This is a genomic window from Pseudoclavibacter sp. CFCC 13611 (assembly GCF_008831225.1).
In the GTDB taxonomy this organism is placed as follows: Bacteria; Actinomycetota; Actinomycetes; order Actinomycetales; family Microbacteriaceae; genus Pseudoclavibacter_A.
The window spans coordinates 689,991-706,463 of record NZ_WBKE01000002.1; the positions used below are offsets into that span (position 1 = coordinate 689,991).

The window sequence follows — 16,473 nt, forward strand, 5'->3', positions numbered from 1 at the left end:
CGCCGCTGCCTGATCGTGTCGCCCGACCGGGCGCCGATCAGGCAGCGGCGTTCCGCATTTCTCGGCGGCGTCTTCGTGCCTCGCGACCTGCAGTGGTCACTCGCCGTAGAACAGCCGTTCGAACACGCGTCGGGAGCGCCGGGTCGCACGCAGATAGTCGTTGTCGAGGCGAGCGCTCTGCCCACTCGCGTAGCCGAGCACGCGTGCGGTGGGCTCCAGGGCGCTGCCCGGTTCGGCGAGCACATCGCTGGCCGTGCCCGTCGCGAGGATGTTGGCGTCACGTACCCGGGAGGCGAGCAGCCACGCGTGGCGGAGGGTCTCGGCATCGCTTTGAGAGATCGCCTCGGCGGTCTCGAGCGCCGAGAGCGCGGCGAGTGTGTGTGTCGTGCGCACGGTCGTGTCGTGTGCGGCAAGGCGCAGCTGATACAGCTGCACGATCCACTCCACGTCGGTGAGAGAACCTCGGCCCAGCTTCACATGACGTGACGAGTCGACGCCTCGCGGCAGCCGTTCTGATTCCATGCGCGCCTTGAGTCGTTTGATCTGGCGCTCGTCATCGCGAGTGAGCGGTCTCTCCCACCGTACGGCGTTGATCGAGGCGAAGCTTCGGTCGAGCAGTTCGGGGTCGCCGGCGACCGGGGCCGCCCGCAGCAGCGCGTGACGCTCCCACGGCTCTGCCCAGCGCTCATAGTAGGCTGTGAGCCCTTCTGGTGTGCGGGCGATGGCGCCCTTGCGGCCCTCTGGCCGAAGATCCAGGTCGAGTTCGACCGGCATGCGAAAATCCTGCACGGCCTTGCCGAGCGCCTGCGCCGCAGCACGGATGTTCGGGCGCTCCTGCACGGCCTCATACACATACATGACGTCGAGATCGGAAGAGAACCCGATCTCGGCCCCGCCGAAGCGTCCGAGACCGATGACCGCCAGACGCACGCCGAACCGCTCTTCGGCATCGAGCCACTCAAGCAGTGCCGTCAGCAGTGCCCGGTAGATGTCGGAGAGCGCCGGTGAGATGGTCTCGGCCGGCACCTCGTGAACGACGCTCCAGATAGCCAGCCGCAGCACTTCGCGGCGACGCACCTGCTGCAGCAGCGCGACCACTCGGTCGTCGGCCTTCGGATGCCGAGCCACGATCGCGAGCATCTCGTGTCGCATCACTTCGAAGGTGCGCGGCTGCACTCCGTCGTCGTCGTCGAACCACTTGGCAGCCTCGGGCTGACTGGCGAGCGCGTCGCCGATGAAGCGCGAACGAGACAGAGCCACGGCGAACCGGCGGGCGGCCACCGGAGAGTCCCGCAGCATCCGCAGATACCAATAGGCCTCTCCGATCGACTCGCTGACACGGGTGAAGGCCAACAGCCCGAAATCCGGATCAGTGCCCTCGGCGAACAGCTCGAGCATGAGCGGCAGCAGATGGCGCTGGATCTCGGCGCGCCGACTCACGCCTGTCGTGAGCGCGGTGATGCGATCGAGAGCGCCTGCGGGATCGCGGTAGCCGATCGCGCTGAGACGCTCGCGAGCATGCTGCTCGGTGAGCTGGAAGTCGGCACCGGGGATGCGGGCGACCGCCGCGAGAAGCGGGCTGTAGAAGATTCGGGTGTGCAGATCGCGCACCGAGCGCTTCACCTCGGTCCACACGGTCAGCAGTTCGTCGGCATCTGCGGCGAGCCTGCTGGAGCGGGCCAGAATGCGGAGCTCTTCGGGATCGGTCGGCATGAGATGCGTACGCCGCATGCGTCGCACCTGCAGGCGATGCTCGAACACCCGAAGGGTGCGGTAGTCCTGTGCGAAGTCCTCGGCCTCGCGTCGTCCGATGTAGCCATTGTCGGCGAGCTGGCGCAGCGCCTCCAGGGTGCCGCGAGCCCGCACCCGCTCGTCGTGCTGTCCGTGCACCAGCTGCAGCAGCTGTACGGTGAACTCGACGTCGCGCAGCCCGCCTGGGCCGAGCTTGATCTGTCGGGCCACCTGCTCGGACGGGATGTGGTCGCTCACCCGTTCGCGCATCGCCTGCACCGACTCGACGAAATTCTCCTGCCGTGCCGATCGCCACACCATCGGGCGAATCGAGTCGATGTACTCGCGACCGAGCTCGACGTCGCCCGCCATGGCGCGTGCCTTGAGCAGCGCCTGGAACTCCCAGCCCTTCGCCCACCGTTCGTAGTAGGCCAGATGCGACGCCACGGTGCGCACGAGCGCGCCGTCTTTGCCCTCGGGACGAAGATTCGCATCGACCTCCCACAAGCCGGGTTCGACGCCGCCCGCCGAGATGATTCGCATCATCGACTGCACGATGCGCGTGGCGGTCACCAAGGCTCGGGTCGGGTCGGCGTCGTCGACCGGCTCGGCGACGTAGATGACGTCGACGTCGCTGAGATAGTTCAGCTCGCGTGCGCCGGTCTTGCCCATCGCGATCACCGCGATGCGCACGTGGTCGACGCGGTCTCCCAGCTGCGAACGGCACTCCTCACGGGCGAGCTGCAGGGCGGCATCCATCGCAGCGTCGGCGAGATCGGCCAACGCGACGCTCACTCGTGCGACGACGTCGCGGGGGTCGGGTGTGGCGAAATCCCAGTGCGCCAGCTGCGCGATGTGTCGTCGGTACCGGGTGCGCAGGGCGAGTGCGGCAGCCGAGACGCTGTGTGCAGCGGATGCCCCTGTCGCACATGCCGCTGTCGCCGTCTCGCATCGAGCGGCGGCGACGGCTTCGGCAAGGCTCTCCCGGTACTCGTCACGGGTCAGCGGCGACTCGTCATGGGTGAGGAACCAGCGCAGCTCGGCCGGGTCACGCAGCAGAAACTCGCTGAGCCCGAGAGACCCACCGATCAGACGCAGCAGTCGGGTGAACGCCGCTTCGTCGACGTCGAGCACCGCCGGGTGACGCTCGGCGATGCCGATGAACTCGGTGAGGGCCGTATCTGGGTCTGCGGCCGTCGAGAACGCCGTCAGGCGTCGGCGGACGACGTCTGACAGCGCCGTCTGCTGTTCACGCAGCAGGTCGAACGCCCTGCTCGGCTCGGCGAACCCGACGCGGGCGAGTTCGAGTCGTGTCAGCGTCGGGGCGTGACTCATCAGCGACCGCCCGAGATCAGAGCCGGTTCAGATTGTGCGACAGCTCGTAGTCGGTGACCTGTGCACGGTAGTCGCGCCACTCCTTGCGCTTGTTGAGCAGCACGTAGTTGAACACCTGCTCCCCCAGCGTCTCGGCGACGAGCTCGCTCTCTTCCATGAGTTGCAGCGCCTGCTCGAGGCTGCCGGGCAGATCCTTGATGCCCAGGGCACGTCGTTCGGTGCCGGTGAGCTCCCACACGTTGTCTTCGGCCTCGGCGGGCAGCTCATAGTCTTCTTCGATGCCTTTGAGACCGGCGGCGAGCAGCAGTGAGTACGCCAGGTACGGGTTGGCCGCCGAATCGATCGCACGGTACTCGATGCGGGTGCTCTGACCTTTGCCGGGCTTGTACAGCGGAACGCGCAGCAGTGCCGACCGGTTGTTGTGGCCCCAGGCGATGGAGCTCGGCGCTTCGTCTTCGCCCCAGAGCCGCTTGTACGAGTTGACGAACTGGTTCGTGACCGCGGTGATCTCGGCCGCGTGCCTGAGAATGCCGGCCATGAACTGGTGGGCGGTGTGCGAGAGCTCGTACTGCCCGCTGGGGTCGTAGAAGGCGTTGTTGTCGCTCTCGAAGAGCGAGAAGTGCGTGTGCATGCCAGATCCGGGCTGATTCGGGAAGGGCTTGGGCATGAACGTGGCATGCACTCCCTGCTCGATGCCGACCTCTTTGACCACGGTGCGGAAGGTCTGGATGTTATCGGCCATGGTGAGCGCATCGGCGTAGCGCAGGTCGATCTCGTTCTGGCCCGGACCGACCTCGTGATGCGAGTACTCGACCGAGATGCCGAGTTCTTCCAGCACGCTGACTGCCTGGCGTCGGAAGTCGTTCGCGGTGCCGCCGGGCTCGTTGTCGAAGTATCCGGCGTGGTCGGCAGGTCGCAGCGGCCAGTTGTCGACCGAATCGCGTTCGAGCAGGTAGAACTCGATCTCAGGGTGCACGTAGAACGAGAACCCCTTCTCTGCCGCATGTGCGAGGGTGCGACGCAGCACATTGCGAGAGTCGGAGGCGGCGGGCTGCCCGTCTGGCGTCGTGATGTCGCAGAACATACGCGCCGTGGGATCGATCTGGCCGCGCCACGGCAGCAGCTGGAACGTGGTCGGATCTGGGAACGCCAGCATGTCGGACTCCGAGACGCGCGAGAAGCCCTGAATGGCCGACCCGTCGAATCCGATGCCCTCTTCGAAAGCTCCCTCGATCTCGGCAGGCGAGACCGCGACCGATTTGAGCGAGCCCACGACATCGGTGAACCAGAGGCGGACGAAACGGACTCCGCGATCTTCGATGGTGCGGAGCACGAAGTCGATCTGCTTGTTCATGGGGACCCTTTCACACGATGACACCGGGTGCGCGCAGCGGCGGCAGTGACACGACAACTCTAGGCCATCGAGCCGCATGAGATCGGCCGCGACGCGACAAGCGAACAGGGCGGCGGCATCCGCCGTCGGATGCCGGGTCAGTCCTGGTCGTCGGCTGCGTCCTCGTCGTTCCACTGCTTGGCGCGTGCCGCCACGATCTCAAGGGCGCGTGCGGCTTCGTCCCGCGTGGCGAACGGTCCGATGCGGTCGGTGCCCAGCGACTGCGGGCCCTCTTCGACCTCGCCGGTGCGCGTGTTGTACCAGAAATTCTTCTCTTCGCTCATGCGTTCCTCCGTGATTTCTGCGGTGCTGTCACTGCTCAGCGTACAATCGCCTCATGCCTAAAGATGCACAAGGCCATATGATCCCTGGTCTCCATACTCCTCGTCTCACCGTACCGGCCGACATCGAACGCCCGTTCTACGTCGACGTCAAAGACTTCGACGAGACCGGCTTCGGCGACACGTACGACGACGAAGAGATCGAGCGCATCCGCGAGTCGAGCCGAATCGCCGCTGGCGCCCTGGACGCGATCGCCGCAGAGATTCGTCCGGGAATCACCACCGATCACATCGACCGGGTCGGTCACGAGTACATGGTGTCGCACGGGGCCTACCCCTCGACGCTCGGCTACAGCGGGTTTCAGAAGAGCCTGTGCACCTCGGTCAACGAGGTGATCTGCCATGGCATCCCCGACGACACCGTGCTCGAAGAGGGCGACATCGTGAACGTCGATGTGACCGCTTTCAAAAACGGCATGCACGGCGACACGAACCGCACATTCCTCGTCGGCGAGGTGAGCCAGGAGGCCCGCGACCTGGTCGACCGCACGCTGGAGGCCACGCTCCGCGGCATCCGGGCGGCGAAGCCCGGTAGGCAGGTCTCTGTGATCGGCCGCACCATCGAGAAGTACGCCAAGCGCTTCGGCTACAGCAGCGTCCGCGAGTACACCGGCCACGGTGTGGGGCGCCAGTTTCACTCGGGACTGATCATCCCCCACTACGACGATCCAGAGCGCTTCACCGATGTGATCGAAGAGAACATGGTCTTCACCGTCGAGCCCATGCTCACCATCGGCAGCCCACGCTGGACGACGTGGAAGGACGGCTGGACGGTCGTCACCGCCGACAAGTCGCTCACTGCGCAGTTCGAGCACACCATCGTCATCCATGCCGATGGCGCCGAGATTCTGACCGGCTCGCTGGTCGAGAACAGCTGATCGTGGCGCAGGCGATCGGAATCGACGTCGGCGGCACCGGCATCAAGGCTGCCATCGTCGACACGACCACAGGAGAACTGCTCAGCGACCGGCTGACCGTCGAGACGCCGGAGCAGGCCACGCCGGAGCAGGTGGTGAGCGCTGCCCAGCAGCTGGTCGCCGCTCTGCTGGAGCAGCCGGCGGTGCTCGGCACATTCGGTCTCGAGGGAATCGCCGCTCGTGATGCGGCGGCTGGCGGATGGAACATCGAGATGCCCATCGGCGTCGCGCTGCCCTCGGTCGTCGTCGACGGCATCACGCTGTCAGCGGCCAACGTCTCGACGCAGTGGATCGGTCACGCCGCAGCGGCCCACTTCAGCCGCGCCTTCGGCGTGCCGGTCGCGATCGTCAACGACGCTGACGCCGCCGGATGGGCTGAGGCCCACAGCGGCGCCGCCCGCGGCCAGCGTGGTCTCACGATCGTGACCACGCTCGGCACGGGCATCGGGTCGGCACTGATCCAAGACGGTCTGCTGATTCCGAACACCGAGCTGGGGCACCTCGAGATCGACGGAGAACCCGACTACGAACGGGTGGCGTCGCCGGTGGCCCGCGAGCGTGACGGAATCAGCTTCGCCGAATGGGGCGCACGACTCAGTCGGTACTACCAGGCGTTGGAACGGCTGTTCTCGCCGAGGCTGTTCGTCATCGGTGGCGGCATCTCGAGTGCGCCGGAGCTCTTTCTGCCACATCTCGACGTGCAGACCCCGGTGCGCATCGCCCGTCACAACCAGAACGCAGGCATCATCGGAGCCGCGGAGTTCGCCGTGGTCGCCATCGGCTGACCGCACAGCTGTCGCTGACACGGCCGCCGCGGCCTGTGCCGCTCAGAATCGAGGTGTGGACGGGATGCTCGATACGCCGGGTTCTGTCGCCGGTCGCAACACGCAAGGTGCTGTGACCGGGTGCGATCATCTCTCTCGGCGTGCCATTGCTGACACGCTCCAGCAACCTACCCGGAGGTACAGGCGGGCAGCCCACCTCCATGCTTGGTCTTGCTCCCGATGAGGTTTACCCAGCTGGGCATGTCACCATGCCCACTGGTGGTCTCTTACACCACCGTTTCACCCTTACCAGCCGCGACCGAGGTCGCCGCTGGCGGTCTGCTCTCTGCTGCACTTGCTCTCGGGTTGCCCCGGGTGGGCGTTACCCACCATCGTGCCCTGTGGAGCCCGGACGTTCCTCGGACCAGATCTCTCTGGCACGCGATCGCATGAGCATCCCGTCCAGCGCAAGAGTCTACTCCCCTGACGCCCCGAACCGTGCATCCTCATCGAAACCGGGTCACTGCGCGATCGCGAAGTCCCAGGGGTCGGTGCGCAGGTCGCTGACGGTGAAGCGCACCTGCGGCAGGTGCTCCGCAAGCTGTCTGGCTGCGACCGGCAGCCAGACCCATTCGCTGGCCCAGTGTGAGAGATTCACGACAGCAGGCAGCCCCTCGGCACGCGCGTCGAGGGTCACGTGGTGACGCAGATCGGCAGTCACATAGACATCGGTGGCCTGCACCTGCGGCAGCTGCAGCAGCGAGTCGCCTGCCCCGCTGCACAGCGACACGGTGCTGACCTCGCGTTCGAAGTCACCCGAGACTCGCACCTGCGAGGCCGTCGACGGCAGCACACGCGCGATGTCAGAGGCGAACTCTCCCAACGTGGTGCCCGCCGGCAGCCGTCCCAGACGGCCCAGCCCGGCATCCGCATTCGCGTCGTCGGCTGGCACGAGCGGACGCTGATCACGCAGGCCGATGAGATCGGCGAGCACCGCGTTCACGCCGCCAGGCGCGCTGTCGGCGTTCGTGTGTGCGCTGAAGAGGGCGACGCCGTCGCGAGCGGCCGCGAAGAGCAGGCCGCCTGTGGCGGATGCGGCATCAAGTGTGCGCACCGGGCGAAAGAGCGCGGGGTGATGTGTGAGGAGCATCTGCGCGCCAGACCGTCGGGCCTCGGCCAGCGTCTCAGCGGTGGCGTCGAGCGCGAGGTGCACGTGCGTCACCGTCGCTGCTCGATCGCCCACTGCGAGTCCGGGGTTGTCCCATTCCTCGGCCAGCGAGGGCGGCCAGAGCCTCTCGGCGACATCGACGATCTGCTGCAGCGATGTGGTCATTGGTGTCTCCTGACGGCGCGAGTCGGGTGTTCGAAGGATGGACGGGCTAACTGGTGGCGAGGGAGGTGCCGTCGATCGTGACGACGAAGACCAGCGTCTCATGTCTGAGCGCCTCGGGCAGCTGATCGGGGATGCCCTCAGTCGGCGGCACGACCGCCAGAAGGGTCGTGCCGACCGGTTGGTCTGTCAGCGCCTCATGAAGCCCTTTCGGCAGAGCCGAGAGCGCACGTGAGGAGGCACCGGAGGCGAAGTCGTCACCGACGACGTCTCCGAGACCCCAAGTGGTGGTGTATGCGCGAAAGACCAGCTGGTCGTTGTCGGCGACCGGCGCCCCGGTGCCCGGTGTGAGCACCTTGACCTGCGTCGTCTGGGGCGGACGGCCGCTGCCTGGGGACACCTCCACGGGGCGGCCCGACCGAAACCTCGCCTGAGGAAAATCGTCGTCGGCGAGACTCTGCTGCGTCGGGCGATCCTCGGTCGGCGGAGCGTCGACATCGAGCACGGCGACAAGCCCGCGGTCGGCGTCGAGGCCGGTGGCGGCGAGGCGCTCGTCGCCGTAGAAGCTGCGGGCCTTTCCCGTCACCACGATGCGACTGCCGCTGTGCAGCCCGACGACTGACTCAGCCACTCCCGGTTCGGCATCTCTGACGGTCGTCGTGAATGCACGGGGCCAGGAGCCGACGGCGCTGATGGCTGTGCCGTCACCGGCGTCGGTGATCTTCGCCTTCACCGAGATGGTGGTGTCATCAGTGATCTTGGGCCCGTCACCGGCGCTCACCACGGAGCGCTGCAGGGCGTCGACGGCCAGCGGAGCGTCGAAGTGCACCTCGGGCTCCGAGCCGAAGTCTGCGGCGACCTGCACCGACTGGGATGCCGAGCCTTCGGAGACGGCGCTCGAGCAGCCTGAGACGATCAGCGCCGTGCAGAGCATGAGGCACAGAGCCGCGATGAAACGGATGTCGATGCCACGATTCGGCGTGGTCGTCGTCATCGGCTGCGCCGCTGCTCCCGTGGCGATCGGCTGCGAAGACCTCTGTGTGCGAGTCACTGTGCAGTGGCGGGAGCCGTCGACTCGATCTTGACGACGAAGATCAGCGTCTCGTGCTGCAGAGCGTTACCCGCGGCATTTCCGTATGCTTCTGCAGGAGGCACCACGGCCAGAACGGTTGATCCGACCTGCTGCCCGACGAGTGCCTTCTGAAAGCCCTTGACCACGCCGCTCACGTTGAACTGCGCCGGGTCTGAGCCGAAGTTGCCGTCGAAGTGCTCGCCGTCGCGCCACTTCACGCCCTCGTAATGGACCGTCACCGCATCGTTCGCTGAGACCGTTGCGCCTGACCCCGGGGTCAGCACCTTGATCTTCGTCTCTGACGGCGGGTCGCCCTGTGCGGCGGCCACGGTGGGAACGCCCTTGTCGTCGAACGTCACCGCCGGAAAGTCGGCGTCACCGAAGTCGTCACGAGTCGGCTGGTCATCGGTGACGGTCTTCTGGACCAGGTCGAAGACGGCAACCAACGGCTGAGCCGGATCCATGCTGCTGCCGTTGAGCGCGTCGCTGCCGAAGAGCTTCGCCGCACTGGCAGTGATCACCACGCGGGAGTTCAGCGGGACGTCATCGAGCGCGGCACCGAGTGCGGGATCGTACTGTGAGAAATCAAGCGACATGGTCTGCTGCCAGCTGGAATCGTCCGTGTACTGTTTGCCGTCAGTGCCGTTGTAGAGCGCAAAGCGCACGGACACGAAGTCATCTTTGGAGATCTTGTCTCCGTCACCGGTGATCACGACGTTCTTCTGCACGTCGTCGGCCTTCAACGGAGTATCGAACGTGACCTCAGGCACTGAGCCGAAGTCGCCGCTGACCGTGACGGCATGTGCCACGCTGTCGTTCTGGACGGAGCAGCCCGCGAGCCCGATCATGAGAGCGACCGCAGCGGCGGTGGCGAACAGCTTCTTCACAGAGTGATCCTTTCCCGCAGCCGGATTCGGCCGCACTCCAACAGTATGACAGGGCTCTGCTGTGCAGAGTCGGGGTGGGCGTCGACGACTCGCGCGGCGGCACGCGCCTGTACACCGTCGGTCTCAGGCCCGACCGACGCCTGCTCGATGCAGGGCCTTCGCGACCACCCATCCCAACAGGGTGAACAGCAGCACCGAGACGATTGTCAGGGACGCCTGTGCGACATCGAGCCAGAACGACCCGGTCTTGCCCTGGAACACCAGTGCGAAGAGCAGTCCCAGCAGCGCTCCGGAGACAAGCGATCCGATGACGGCTCCGGTGCGCGTGCGTCGTCTGTACCCGGTCACCGCCCACGGCAGCTCCTGCAGTACCCCGATCATGACGAGGTAGGCGAAGACGGCCCACCCCAGAGACTGAATTGGCGAGATTGCGGTGAGCAGGCCGGCCAGCACGATCGTGATGAGCCCGACCAGCGGCAGCCGGTATGTGCCCTGCGCGATCGCTCCGGGCAGAAAGTACATGCCGATCAGAGCGCCGTATGCCCACGGGGCAATCGTGATGATGATGATGTGGAGCCCGCCTGTCACCATGAACAGCAGCCCGGTGACGACGCCGATGGCCGCGCAGCTGAGCAGGATTCTGGTGTTGAGGCGTGGCATAGGGGTGATTCTAGTCTGTGCAGCGCCGATTTGACCGGGGGAATCCTGTCTGGGGCGCGGAGCCGATCATGTGCAGCTCGACAATGTGGCCAGAGTCGCGGACGCGATCGATGCGGTTTCGTTACCAAACCGCGTTGAGTGGCGTCAAGAGTCACACCAGTATGGTTAGTGCCTCACTATCGAGGCGCGTCGAGAGGATGACACGTCATGGACAACGAGCTTCCAGCCGGAGAGCGCACCCGCGGGTACCGCTTTCTCGAGATGCTTCCTGCACTGTTGAGCTATGGCACCCTGCTCGGTTTGGTAGTCATCTCATTCTTCAATCCTGTCGTCGCGGCGTGCGGCCTGCTCGTCATCGTGCTCATGATGCTGTTCAAAGCCGTGCGTTCGGGCACCGAGATGATGATCGGCAACGCCCGCATGGAATCGGCCGAAGACGTCGACTGGGCGCAGCGCCTCGCGCTGCTCGAGCAGCCTGAGGCTGCAGTCGTCGACGAGCCACGCGGTGCCTTCCAGCTGCGTCGTCACCAGCGCAACCTCGCTGCGGTGGCTGCCAATCCCGGGCACTTCCCCAAACCCTCGCAGCTTCGCAACGCCGTCATCGTGGCGGCCTACAACGAACCGTATGAGGTCATCGCACCGACATTCCAGGCACTGGCCGACACCACATATGACAAAGACCGTCTCATCGTGCTCTTCGCCTACGAAGAGCGTGGCGGCCAGGGAATGGAGCTCACCGCGAAGCGCGTGCAGCGCGAATTCGGTAATCGATTCGGTCACTTTGAACTGGTTCGCCACCCCGCCGAGCTGCTGCCGGGTGAGATGGCGGGCAAAGGCGCGAACATCACGTTCGCGGGTCGCCGCCTGCAGCAGATCGTCGATGAGAGCGAGTTCGAGTACTCCGACGTCGTCGTGACCACTCTGGACTGCGACAACGTGCCGTTCCCGTCGTACTTCGACTACGTGAGCTACGAGTACATCGTGCACCCCGAACGCAAGCGCATGTCGTTCCAGCCGATCTCACTGTTCTTGGGCAACATCTGGGATGCACCGGCGCCGAGCCGCGTCATCGCCAACGGCAACACGTTCTGGAACCTGATCAGCTCGATGCGTCCGCTCTCTCTGCGCAACTTCGCCTCCCACTCACAGCCCCTCGACGCCCTCGTTGAGATGGACTTCTGGAGCACGCGCACGATTGTCGAAGACGGCCACCAGTACTGGCGCAGCTATTTTCACTTCAACGGCAACTACAAGGTCATCAGCATCCACGTGCCGATCTACCAGGATGCCGTGCTGACTGAGACGTATGGCCGCACCATCAAGGCGCAGTTCAAGCAGCTGAAGCGTTGGTCCTACGGTGCCTCCGACGTTCCCTACGTCGGCGTGCGCGTCTTCGGGCGCACCGCCGGCACTCCGCTGCTCAAAGACATGGTGCGGTTTCTCCAGCTGCTCGACAGCCATGTCAGCCTCGCCTGCATCGCTCCCCTGATCGCGTTCGGTGCGTGGATTCCCTTCGTCATGAGCATGCGCGCCGAATTCATGGACACCTTGGTGCTCAAACTCCCGTTCATCGTCGGAACCGTGCAGCAGGTCGCCCTGCTGGGCATCCTGCTGATGATGTGGCTGGGGTTCAACATGCTGCCGAAGCGGCCCGCACGGTACGGCCGCATGCGTTCGTTCGGGATGATTCTGCAGTGGGTGCTCATGCCGGTGACCGGCATCGTCTTCAACTCGCTGTCGGCGCTGACGTCGCAGACTCAGCTGCTCCTGGGGCACTACCGCGAGTCGTTCGATGTGACTGAGAAGGCGACCCACGCATCCATGGCGACGCATGCCGCGCCGCAGACGCAGTCGATCGACATCTCGAAGATCACTGCTCGCGCCGCCTGACAGAGCTCCCCGTTCACTTCACGACACTAAGATGTGCCGCATGAAGACGATTGCGGTGTACAGCACCAAAGGCGGCGTGGGCAAGACGACCACTGCGGTCAACCTCGCATGGCTCGCCAGCCAGCAGGGACGCGTGCTGCTCTGGGATCTCGACCCCCAGGGCGCCACGACGTATCTGCTCTCGGTCAGACCGAAGGTGAAAGGCGGCGTCGACCGGCTCATCCGCGGAGACGGAGACGTCGCCAAGAGCATCCGGCAGACCGACTATCCACAGTTGGACGTACTGCCCGCAGACGAATCGTATCGCGACCTCGACCTGCATCTGGAAGACGTGAAGAAGTCGACCAGCAGGGTGCATCGAGTGCTCAAACGCCTGAGCGAGAGCTACGACACCGTCATTCTCGATTCTCCGCCAGGGGCCTCGCTGGTCGCCCGTAACGTGATCGATGCGGCGGATGCGATCGTTGTTCCCCTGGTTCCTGCGGCGCTGTCGTTGCGTGCGTTCGATCAGGTCGCCGACCTGGTGCAGATGCAGGACGCACGGACGCCGATCCTCGGATTCTTCTCGATGGCCGATCGCCGGCGCAAAGCACAGGCCACCGCCATCGAAGAGCTCCCCGGTCTCGACTCTCGCATCGTGCCGGTGGTGGTGCCGTCGACGTCGATCGTCGAACAGATGGGGGTGCGCCGTGCACCGGTCGCGACGTTCGCGCCGCACTCCCCCGCAGCAACGGCCTACAGCGACCTCTGGGCGGCGGTCGAAGGCATCGTTTCTCAGCACTGAACCCGTGGCACTCCGCGGATGATACGTGATCGAAACATCCTGTTGGTTACGATAAGGAGTCAGTTTTGCGGAGTCTGCGCGTACTCGTGCACGACTCTGCCCGTCACTCTGCGCGCACGAAGGTGTGCGCAGCCGAAGAGATGAGGCACAAGCCCATGAGAACACGTTCGAAGTTCGTCGCCGCAGTCGCACTGGCCGCAGTCGGCGGTCTTGCCCTGAGCGGATGCACCAGCACTGCAGGCGACTCCAAACTCATCGACAGCGCGTCGCTCACTGCCTGCTCCGAGGCGCAGTACCCGCCTTTCGAGCGCCCGGAGGGCGACAAGATCGTCGGCATCGACGCCGACATCTCGTCGGAGATCGCGAAAGACCTCGGCGTCGACCTCAAACAGGTGAACACCGCCTTCGAAGGTCTGCAGTCCGGACAGGATCTCGACAACAAGAAGTGCGACATCGCGATCAGCGCCATCACGATCAACGACGAGCGCAAGACCAAGATGGACTTCTCTGAGCCCTACTTCCACGACGACCTCGCCGTCGTCGTGCCGAAGGGGAGCTCGGTGACCTCGGCAGATCAGGCGCTCGACGGCACGCACACCATTGCCGTGCAGGATGCCACAACGGGTCAGGAGTATGTGACCGGCAAGGGTCTGCAGCCGCAGGGGTTCGAAGACGCCACGCTGGCGGCGACACAGGTCAGCAACGGGTCGATCGATGTGCTCATCGATCAGGTGGCGCCGGCCAGCGAGCACTTGAAGAACTTCGACAACCTGCAGATGGTCGCCACCATTCCGACCGGTGAGTCGTACGGCATCGCCGTGCGCAAAGACAACAGCCAGCTGCTCGACTCGGTGAACAAGACGCTCAAGCGCATTCAGGATGACGGAACGCTGCAGTCGATCTTCGACAAGTATGGCGTGAAGGCGACGGCCTGATCTGTGCCCGACGGGTGTGTGACACGATGGTGTGTCGCACACCCCTCTCGGCCACGTAACGATATCAGCGTGATCAGACGCTGAAAGAGAGCGACAGGCAAGGTATGTCTCCAGCAAAACGAGCGCGCATCTCGCGCGGCATTCAGTACGCTGTGCTGGTGGTGGTCGTCGTCGTGCTGGCGGTCGTCACCGACTGGCCGAAGTTTCTCAGCACCTTCTTCAACCCCGCGGTGGCTGCCGCGCAGTTTCCCCAAGTCATCAGCGTCGCGCTGCTGAACACCCTGGTCTACACGCTCATCTCGTTCTGGTTCGGCGTGCTGGGCGGCGCGGTGCTCGCCCTCATGAGGATGTCATCGGTCGCGCCGTATCGCTGGTTCGCATCGGTCTACATCGAACTGTTCCGCGGTCTGCCGGCTCTGCTCGTCTTCATCGCCTTCGGCTACGGTATTCCGAGTGCATTCTCGATCAATCTGAACATCTATGTGACCGTCATGCTCTCTCTGGGCATGGTTTCGGCGGCGTATATCGCCGAGACGTTCCGAGCCGGCCTGCAGGCCGTTCCTCCCGGCCAGCTCGAGGCGGCCAGGTCGCTGGGCATGTCGCAGTCTCGTGCGATGATCTCGATCGTGTTTCCGCAGGCCTTCCGCATGGTGCTGCCCCCGCTGACAAATGAGCTGATCCTGCTCACGAAAGACACTTCGCTCGTCTATCTGCTCGGCCTCTCACTGGGCCAGTACGAGCTCAGCAAGTTCGGCCGACAGGCGCTGACGGCCCCGGACGCCGGACTGACTCCGCTGGTCATCGCCGGTGCGTGCTATCTCATCATCACGCTCCCGCTCAGCTGGCTGGCCCGCAGATTCGAGCTGCAGACGACGAGAAAGAGCTTCAAGACGAAGGCGGCGAAATGAGCGCGATCAGCATTCACGGCATCACGAAGTCGTTCGGCGACAACCAGGTGCTCAAAGGCATTGATCTGACGGTCGAGCCGGGACAGGTCGTCTGTCTGATCGGCCCCTCGGGGTCGGGCAAGTCGACCGTGCTGCGCTGCGTCAACATGCTCGAGACACCAGACGAGGGCGTGATCGAGGTCGACGGAGACACGATCACCGACCCTGACGTCGACATCGATCGAGTGCGTCAGGGAATCGGTCTGGTGTTTCAGCAGTTCAATCTGTTTCCTCACCTCACGGTATTGAGGAACTGCATGATCTCTCAGATGAAGGTGCTCGGTCGGTCGAAGGCCGAGGCGGAGCGTATCGCTCTCGAAAACCTCGAGAAAGTCGGCCTGGCCGATCGAGGCGACGCCCTGCCTGCACAGCTCTCCGGTGGTCAGCAGCAGCGCGTGGCCATCGCCCGCGCACTGAGCATGAACCCGAAGCTGATGCTCTTCGACGAGCCGACCAGCGCGCTCGACCCGGAACTCGTCGGCGACGTGCTCGCCGTCATGAGAGAGCTCGCAGGCGCCGGTATGACCATGCTCGTCGTGACCCATGAGATGGCCTTCGCGCGTGACGTCGCAGACGTCGTCGCGTTCATGGACGACGGTGTGATCGTGGAGCACGGACCTGCCGAGCAGGTCATCACCGCACCACAGCACCCTCGCACACGCCAGTTCCTCGAACGCGTGCTGCATCCGACTGAGGTGAGTCTCGACCAGTCATGAGTCGTCGCCTGCGCCTGAGCGTGCCGCTGCGTTGGAGCGATGCCGATGCCTATGGTCACATCAACAACGTCGCCGTGCTCGCTCTGGTCGAGCAGGCGCGCGTGCTGTTCTTCGCTCAGGCGGAGTGCGACGACGAGACGCTGCCCCGTCTCGACGGTGAGAATCTCGGCCGCAGCCCCATCTTTCTGACCGGTCAGCGCATCGAGTACCGGCTGCCGCTTCGCCTTGAGCTCGAGCCAGTGCACATCGATATGTGGGTGAGCCACATCGGCGCAGCCGACTGCGAGCTGAGCTATCAGGTCAGGCAGCGACCAGGCTCCCCTGTCGCGGCCGTCGGGCTGAACGGGCTGGTGTTCATGAACCCGGAGACCGGTCGCCCTCGGCGTCTCACCGGGGGCGAGCGACAGGTGCTCGCGAGTCTGCTCGGAGAGCAGGTTCGGCTGCGCCGCTGACATACCGCGCAGGCGGTGCGTGCGGGTCGGGTCCGCACGGACAGTGGTGAGTTCGCCTTTCGCACCAGGGAGGTCGTTCGGCCATCGTATGCGCGAATGGACATACCAGCGGTCATCACGCAAGATAGTCATCAAGGGGCTGTATCCAGACGTACCGTGACTCCTGCACAGACGCAGAGCCGCGGTGTACGTCCCGACAGCGACTGGGGGCAGCGTGAGAACGCCGAACACAAGCTTCACGCCATGCGACGTTGATGCCGTCCTGGCATCGCTGCAGGCGACGTCGATACCGCGCTCTGCATCTGGCGCGAACGCCGTC

Annotated in this window: 15 protein-coding genes and 1 other RNA gene; 8 read left to right on the forward strand and 8 right to left on the reverse strand. The window is 64.8% G+C overall.

The annotated features are described in order from the left end of the window. Nucleotides 1–96 precede the first annotated feature (96 nt). From F8O08_RS07415 to F8O08_RS07425, 3 genes are all read right to left on the reverse strand, one after another. Nucleotides 97–3,066, reverse strand: a complete 2,970-nt coding sequence (locus tag F8O08_RS07415; RefSeq protein ID WP_158042955.1) for a bifunctional [glutamine synthetase] adenylyltransferase/[glutamine synthetase]-adenylyl-L-tyrosine phosphorylase — start codon at nt 3,064–3,066, stop codon at nt 97–99. Nucleotides 3,067–3,082: 16 nt separating this feature from the next. Beyond that, nucleotides 3,083–4,420, reverse strand: a complete 1,338-nt coding sequence (glnA, locus tag F8O08_RS07420; RefSeq protein ID WP_158037969.1) for a type I glutamate--ammonia ligase — start codon at nt 4,418–4,420, stop codon at nt 3,083–3,085. 137 nt (nt 4,421–4,557) lie between these two features. After that, nucleotides 4,558–4,743: an SPOR domain-containing protein gene (locus F8O08_RS07425; protein ID WP_158037968.1), complete on the reverse strand. Its 186-nt coding sequence runs from the start codon at nt 4,741–4,743 to the stop codon at nt 4,558–4,560. A gap of 53 nt (nt 4,744–4,796) precedes the next feature. Here F8O08_RS07425 and map point away from each other — a divergent pair, with 53 nt between their 5' ends. Together map and F8O08_RS07435 are read left to right on the forward strand one after the other, a co-directional pair. Further along, nucleotides 4,797–5,678 (forward strand): type I methionyl aminopeptidase, encoded by an 882-nt coding sequence (gene map, locus F8O08_RS07430; RefSeq protein ID WP_158042956.1) that lies wholly within the window; start codon nt 4,797–4,799, stop codon nt 5,676–5,678. Between the two features lie 2 nt (nt 5,679–5,680). Beyond that, nucleotides 5,681–6,502, forward strand: coding sequence for an ROK family protein (locus tag F8O08_RS07435; RefSeq protein ID WP_158042957.1), 822 nt, complete (start codon nt 5,681–5,683; stop codon nt 6,500–6,502). Nucleotides 6,503–6,558: 56 nt separating this feature from the next. On the opposite strand, the gene rnpB is transcribed toward F8O08_RS07435, so the two are convergent. The 5 genes from rnpB to F8O08_RS07460 all read right to left on the reverse strand — a co-directional run bounded on the left by rnpB (nt 6,559) and on the right by F8O08_RS07460 (nt 10,430). Beyond that, nucleotides 6,559–6,942, reverse strand: an RNA gene (gene rnpB, locus F8O08_RS07440) — RNase P RNA component class A. 59 nt (nt 6,943–7,001) lie between these two features. After that, a complete protein-coding gene (locus F8O08_RS07445; RefSeq protein ID WP_158042958.1) occupies nt 7,002–7,814 on the reverse strand; it encodes a Nif3-like dinuclear metal center hexameric protein in 813 nt (270 codons plus the stop codon). A gap of 46 nt (nt 7,815–7,860) precedes the next feature. Beyond that, a complete protein-coding gene (locus F8O08_RS07450; RefSeq protein ID WP_158042959.1) occupies nt 7,861–8,805 on the reverse strand; it encodes a hypothetical protein in 945 nt (314 codons plus the stop codon). A 53-nt stretch (nt 8,806–8,858) separates the two neighbouring features. Beyond that, a complete protein-coding gene (locus F8O08_RS07455) occupies nt 8,859–9,770 on the reverse strand; it encodes an FKBP-type peptidyl-prolyl cis-trans isomerase (protein ID WP_158037963.1) in 912 nt (303 codons plus the stop codon). A gap of 123 nt (nt 9,771–9,893) precedes the next feature. Continuing rightward, nucleotides 9,894–10,430, reverse strand: a complete 537-nt coding sequence (locus F8O08_RS07460) for an ECF transporter S component (RefSeq protein WP_158037962.1) — start codon at nt 10,428–10,430, stop codon at nt 9,894–9,896. Between the two features lie 207 nt (nt 10,431–10,637). On the opposite strand from F8O08_RS07460, the gene F8O08_RS07465 reads away from it, so the two are divergent. The 6 genes from F8O08_RS07465 to F8O08_RS07490 all read left to right on the forward strand — a co-directional run bounded on the left by F8O08_RS07465 (nt 10,638) and on the right by F8O08_RS07490 (nt 16,154). Continuing rightward, entirely contained in the window at nt 10,638–12,320 is a 1,683-nt protein-coding gene (locus F8O08_RS07465; RefSeq protein ID WP_192497732.1) for a glycosyltransferase, read from the forward strand. A 40-nt stretch (nt 12,321–12,360) separates the two neighbouring features. After that, nucleotides 12,361–13,104 (forward strand): ParA family protein, encoded by a 744-nt coding sequence (locus tag F8O08_RS07470; RefSeq protein ID WP_158042960.1) that lies wholly within the window; start codon nt 12,361–12,363, stop codon nt 13,102–13,104. Nucleotides 13,105–13,259: 155 nt separating this feature from the next. After that, a complete protein-coding gene (locus F8O08_RS07475) occupies nt 13,260–14,039 on the forward strand; it encodes an ABC transporter substrate-binding protein (RefSeq protein WP_192496869.1) in 780 nt (259 codons plus the stop codon). A 104-nt stretch (nt 14,040–14,143) separates the two neighbouring features. Beyond that, a complete protein-coding gene (locus F8O08_RS07480; protein ID WP_158037959.1) occupies nt 14,144–14,947 on the forward strand; it encodes an amino acid ABC transporter permease in 804 nt (267 codons plus the stop codon). Further along, a complete protein-coding gene (locus tag F8O08_RS07485) occupies nt 14,944–15,702 on the forward strand; it encodes an amino acid ABC transporter ATP-binding protein (protein ID WP_158037958.1) in 759 nt (252 codons plus the stop codon). The genes F8O08_RS07480 and F8O08_RS07485 overlap by 4 nt, the downstream gene beginning before the upstream one ends. After that, nucleotides 15,699–16,154, forward strand: a complete 456-nt coding sequence (locus F8O08_RS07490; RefSeq protein ID WP_158037957.1) for an acyl-CoA thioesterase — start codon at nt 15,699–15,701, stop codon at nt 16,152–16,154. The genes F8O08_RS07485 and F8O08_RS07490 overlap by 4 nt, the downstream gene beginning before the upstream one ends. Nucleotides 16,155–16,473 lie beyond the last annotated feature (319 nt).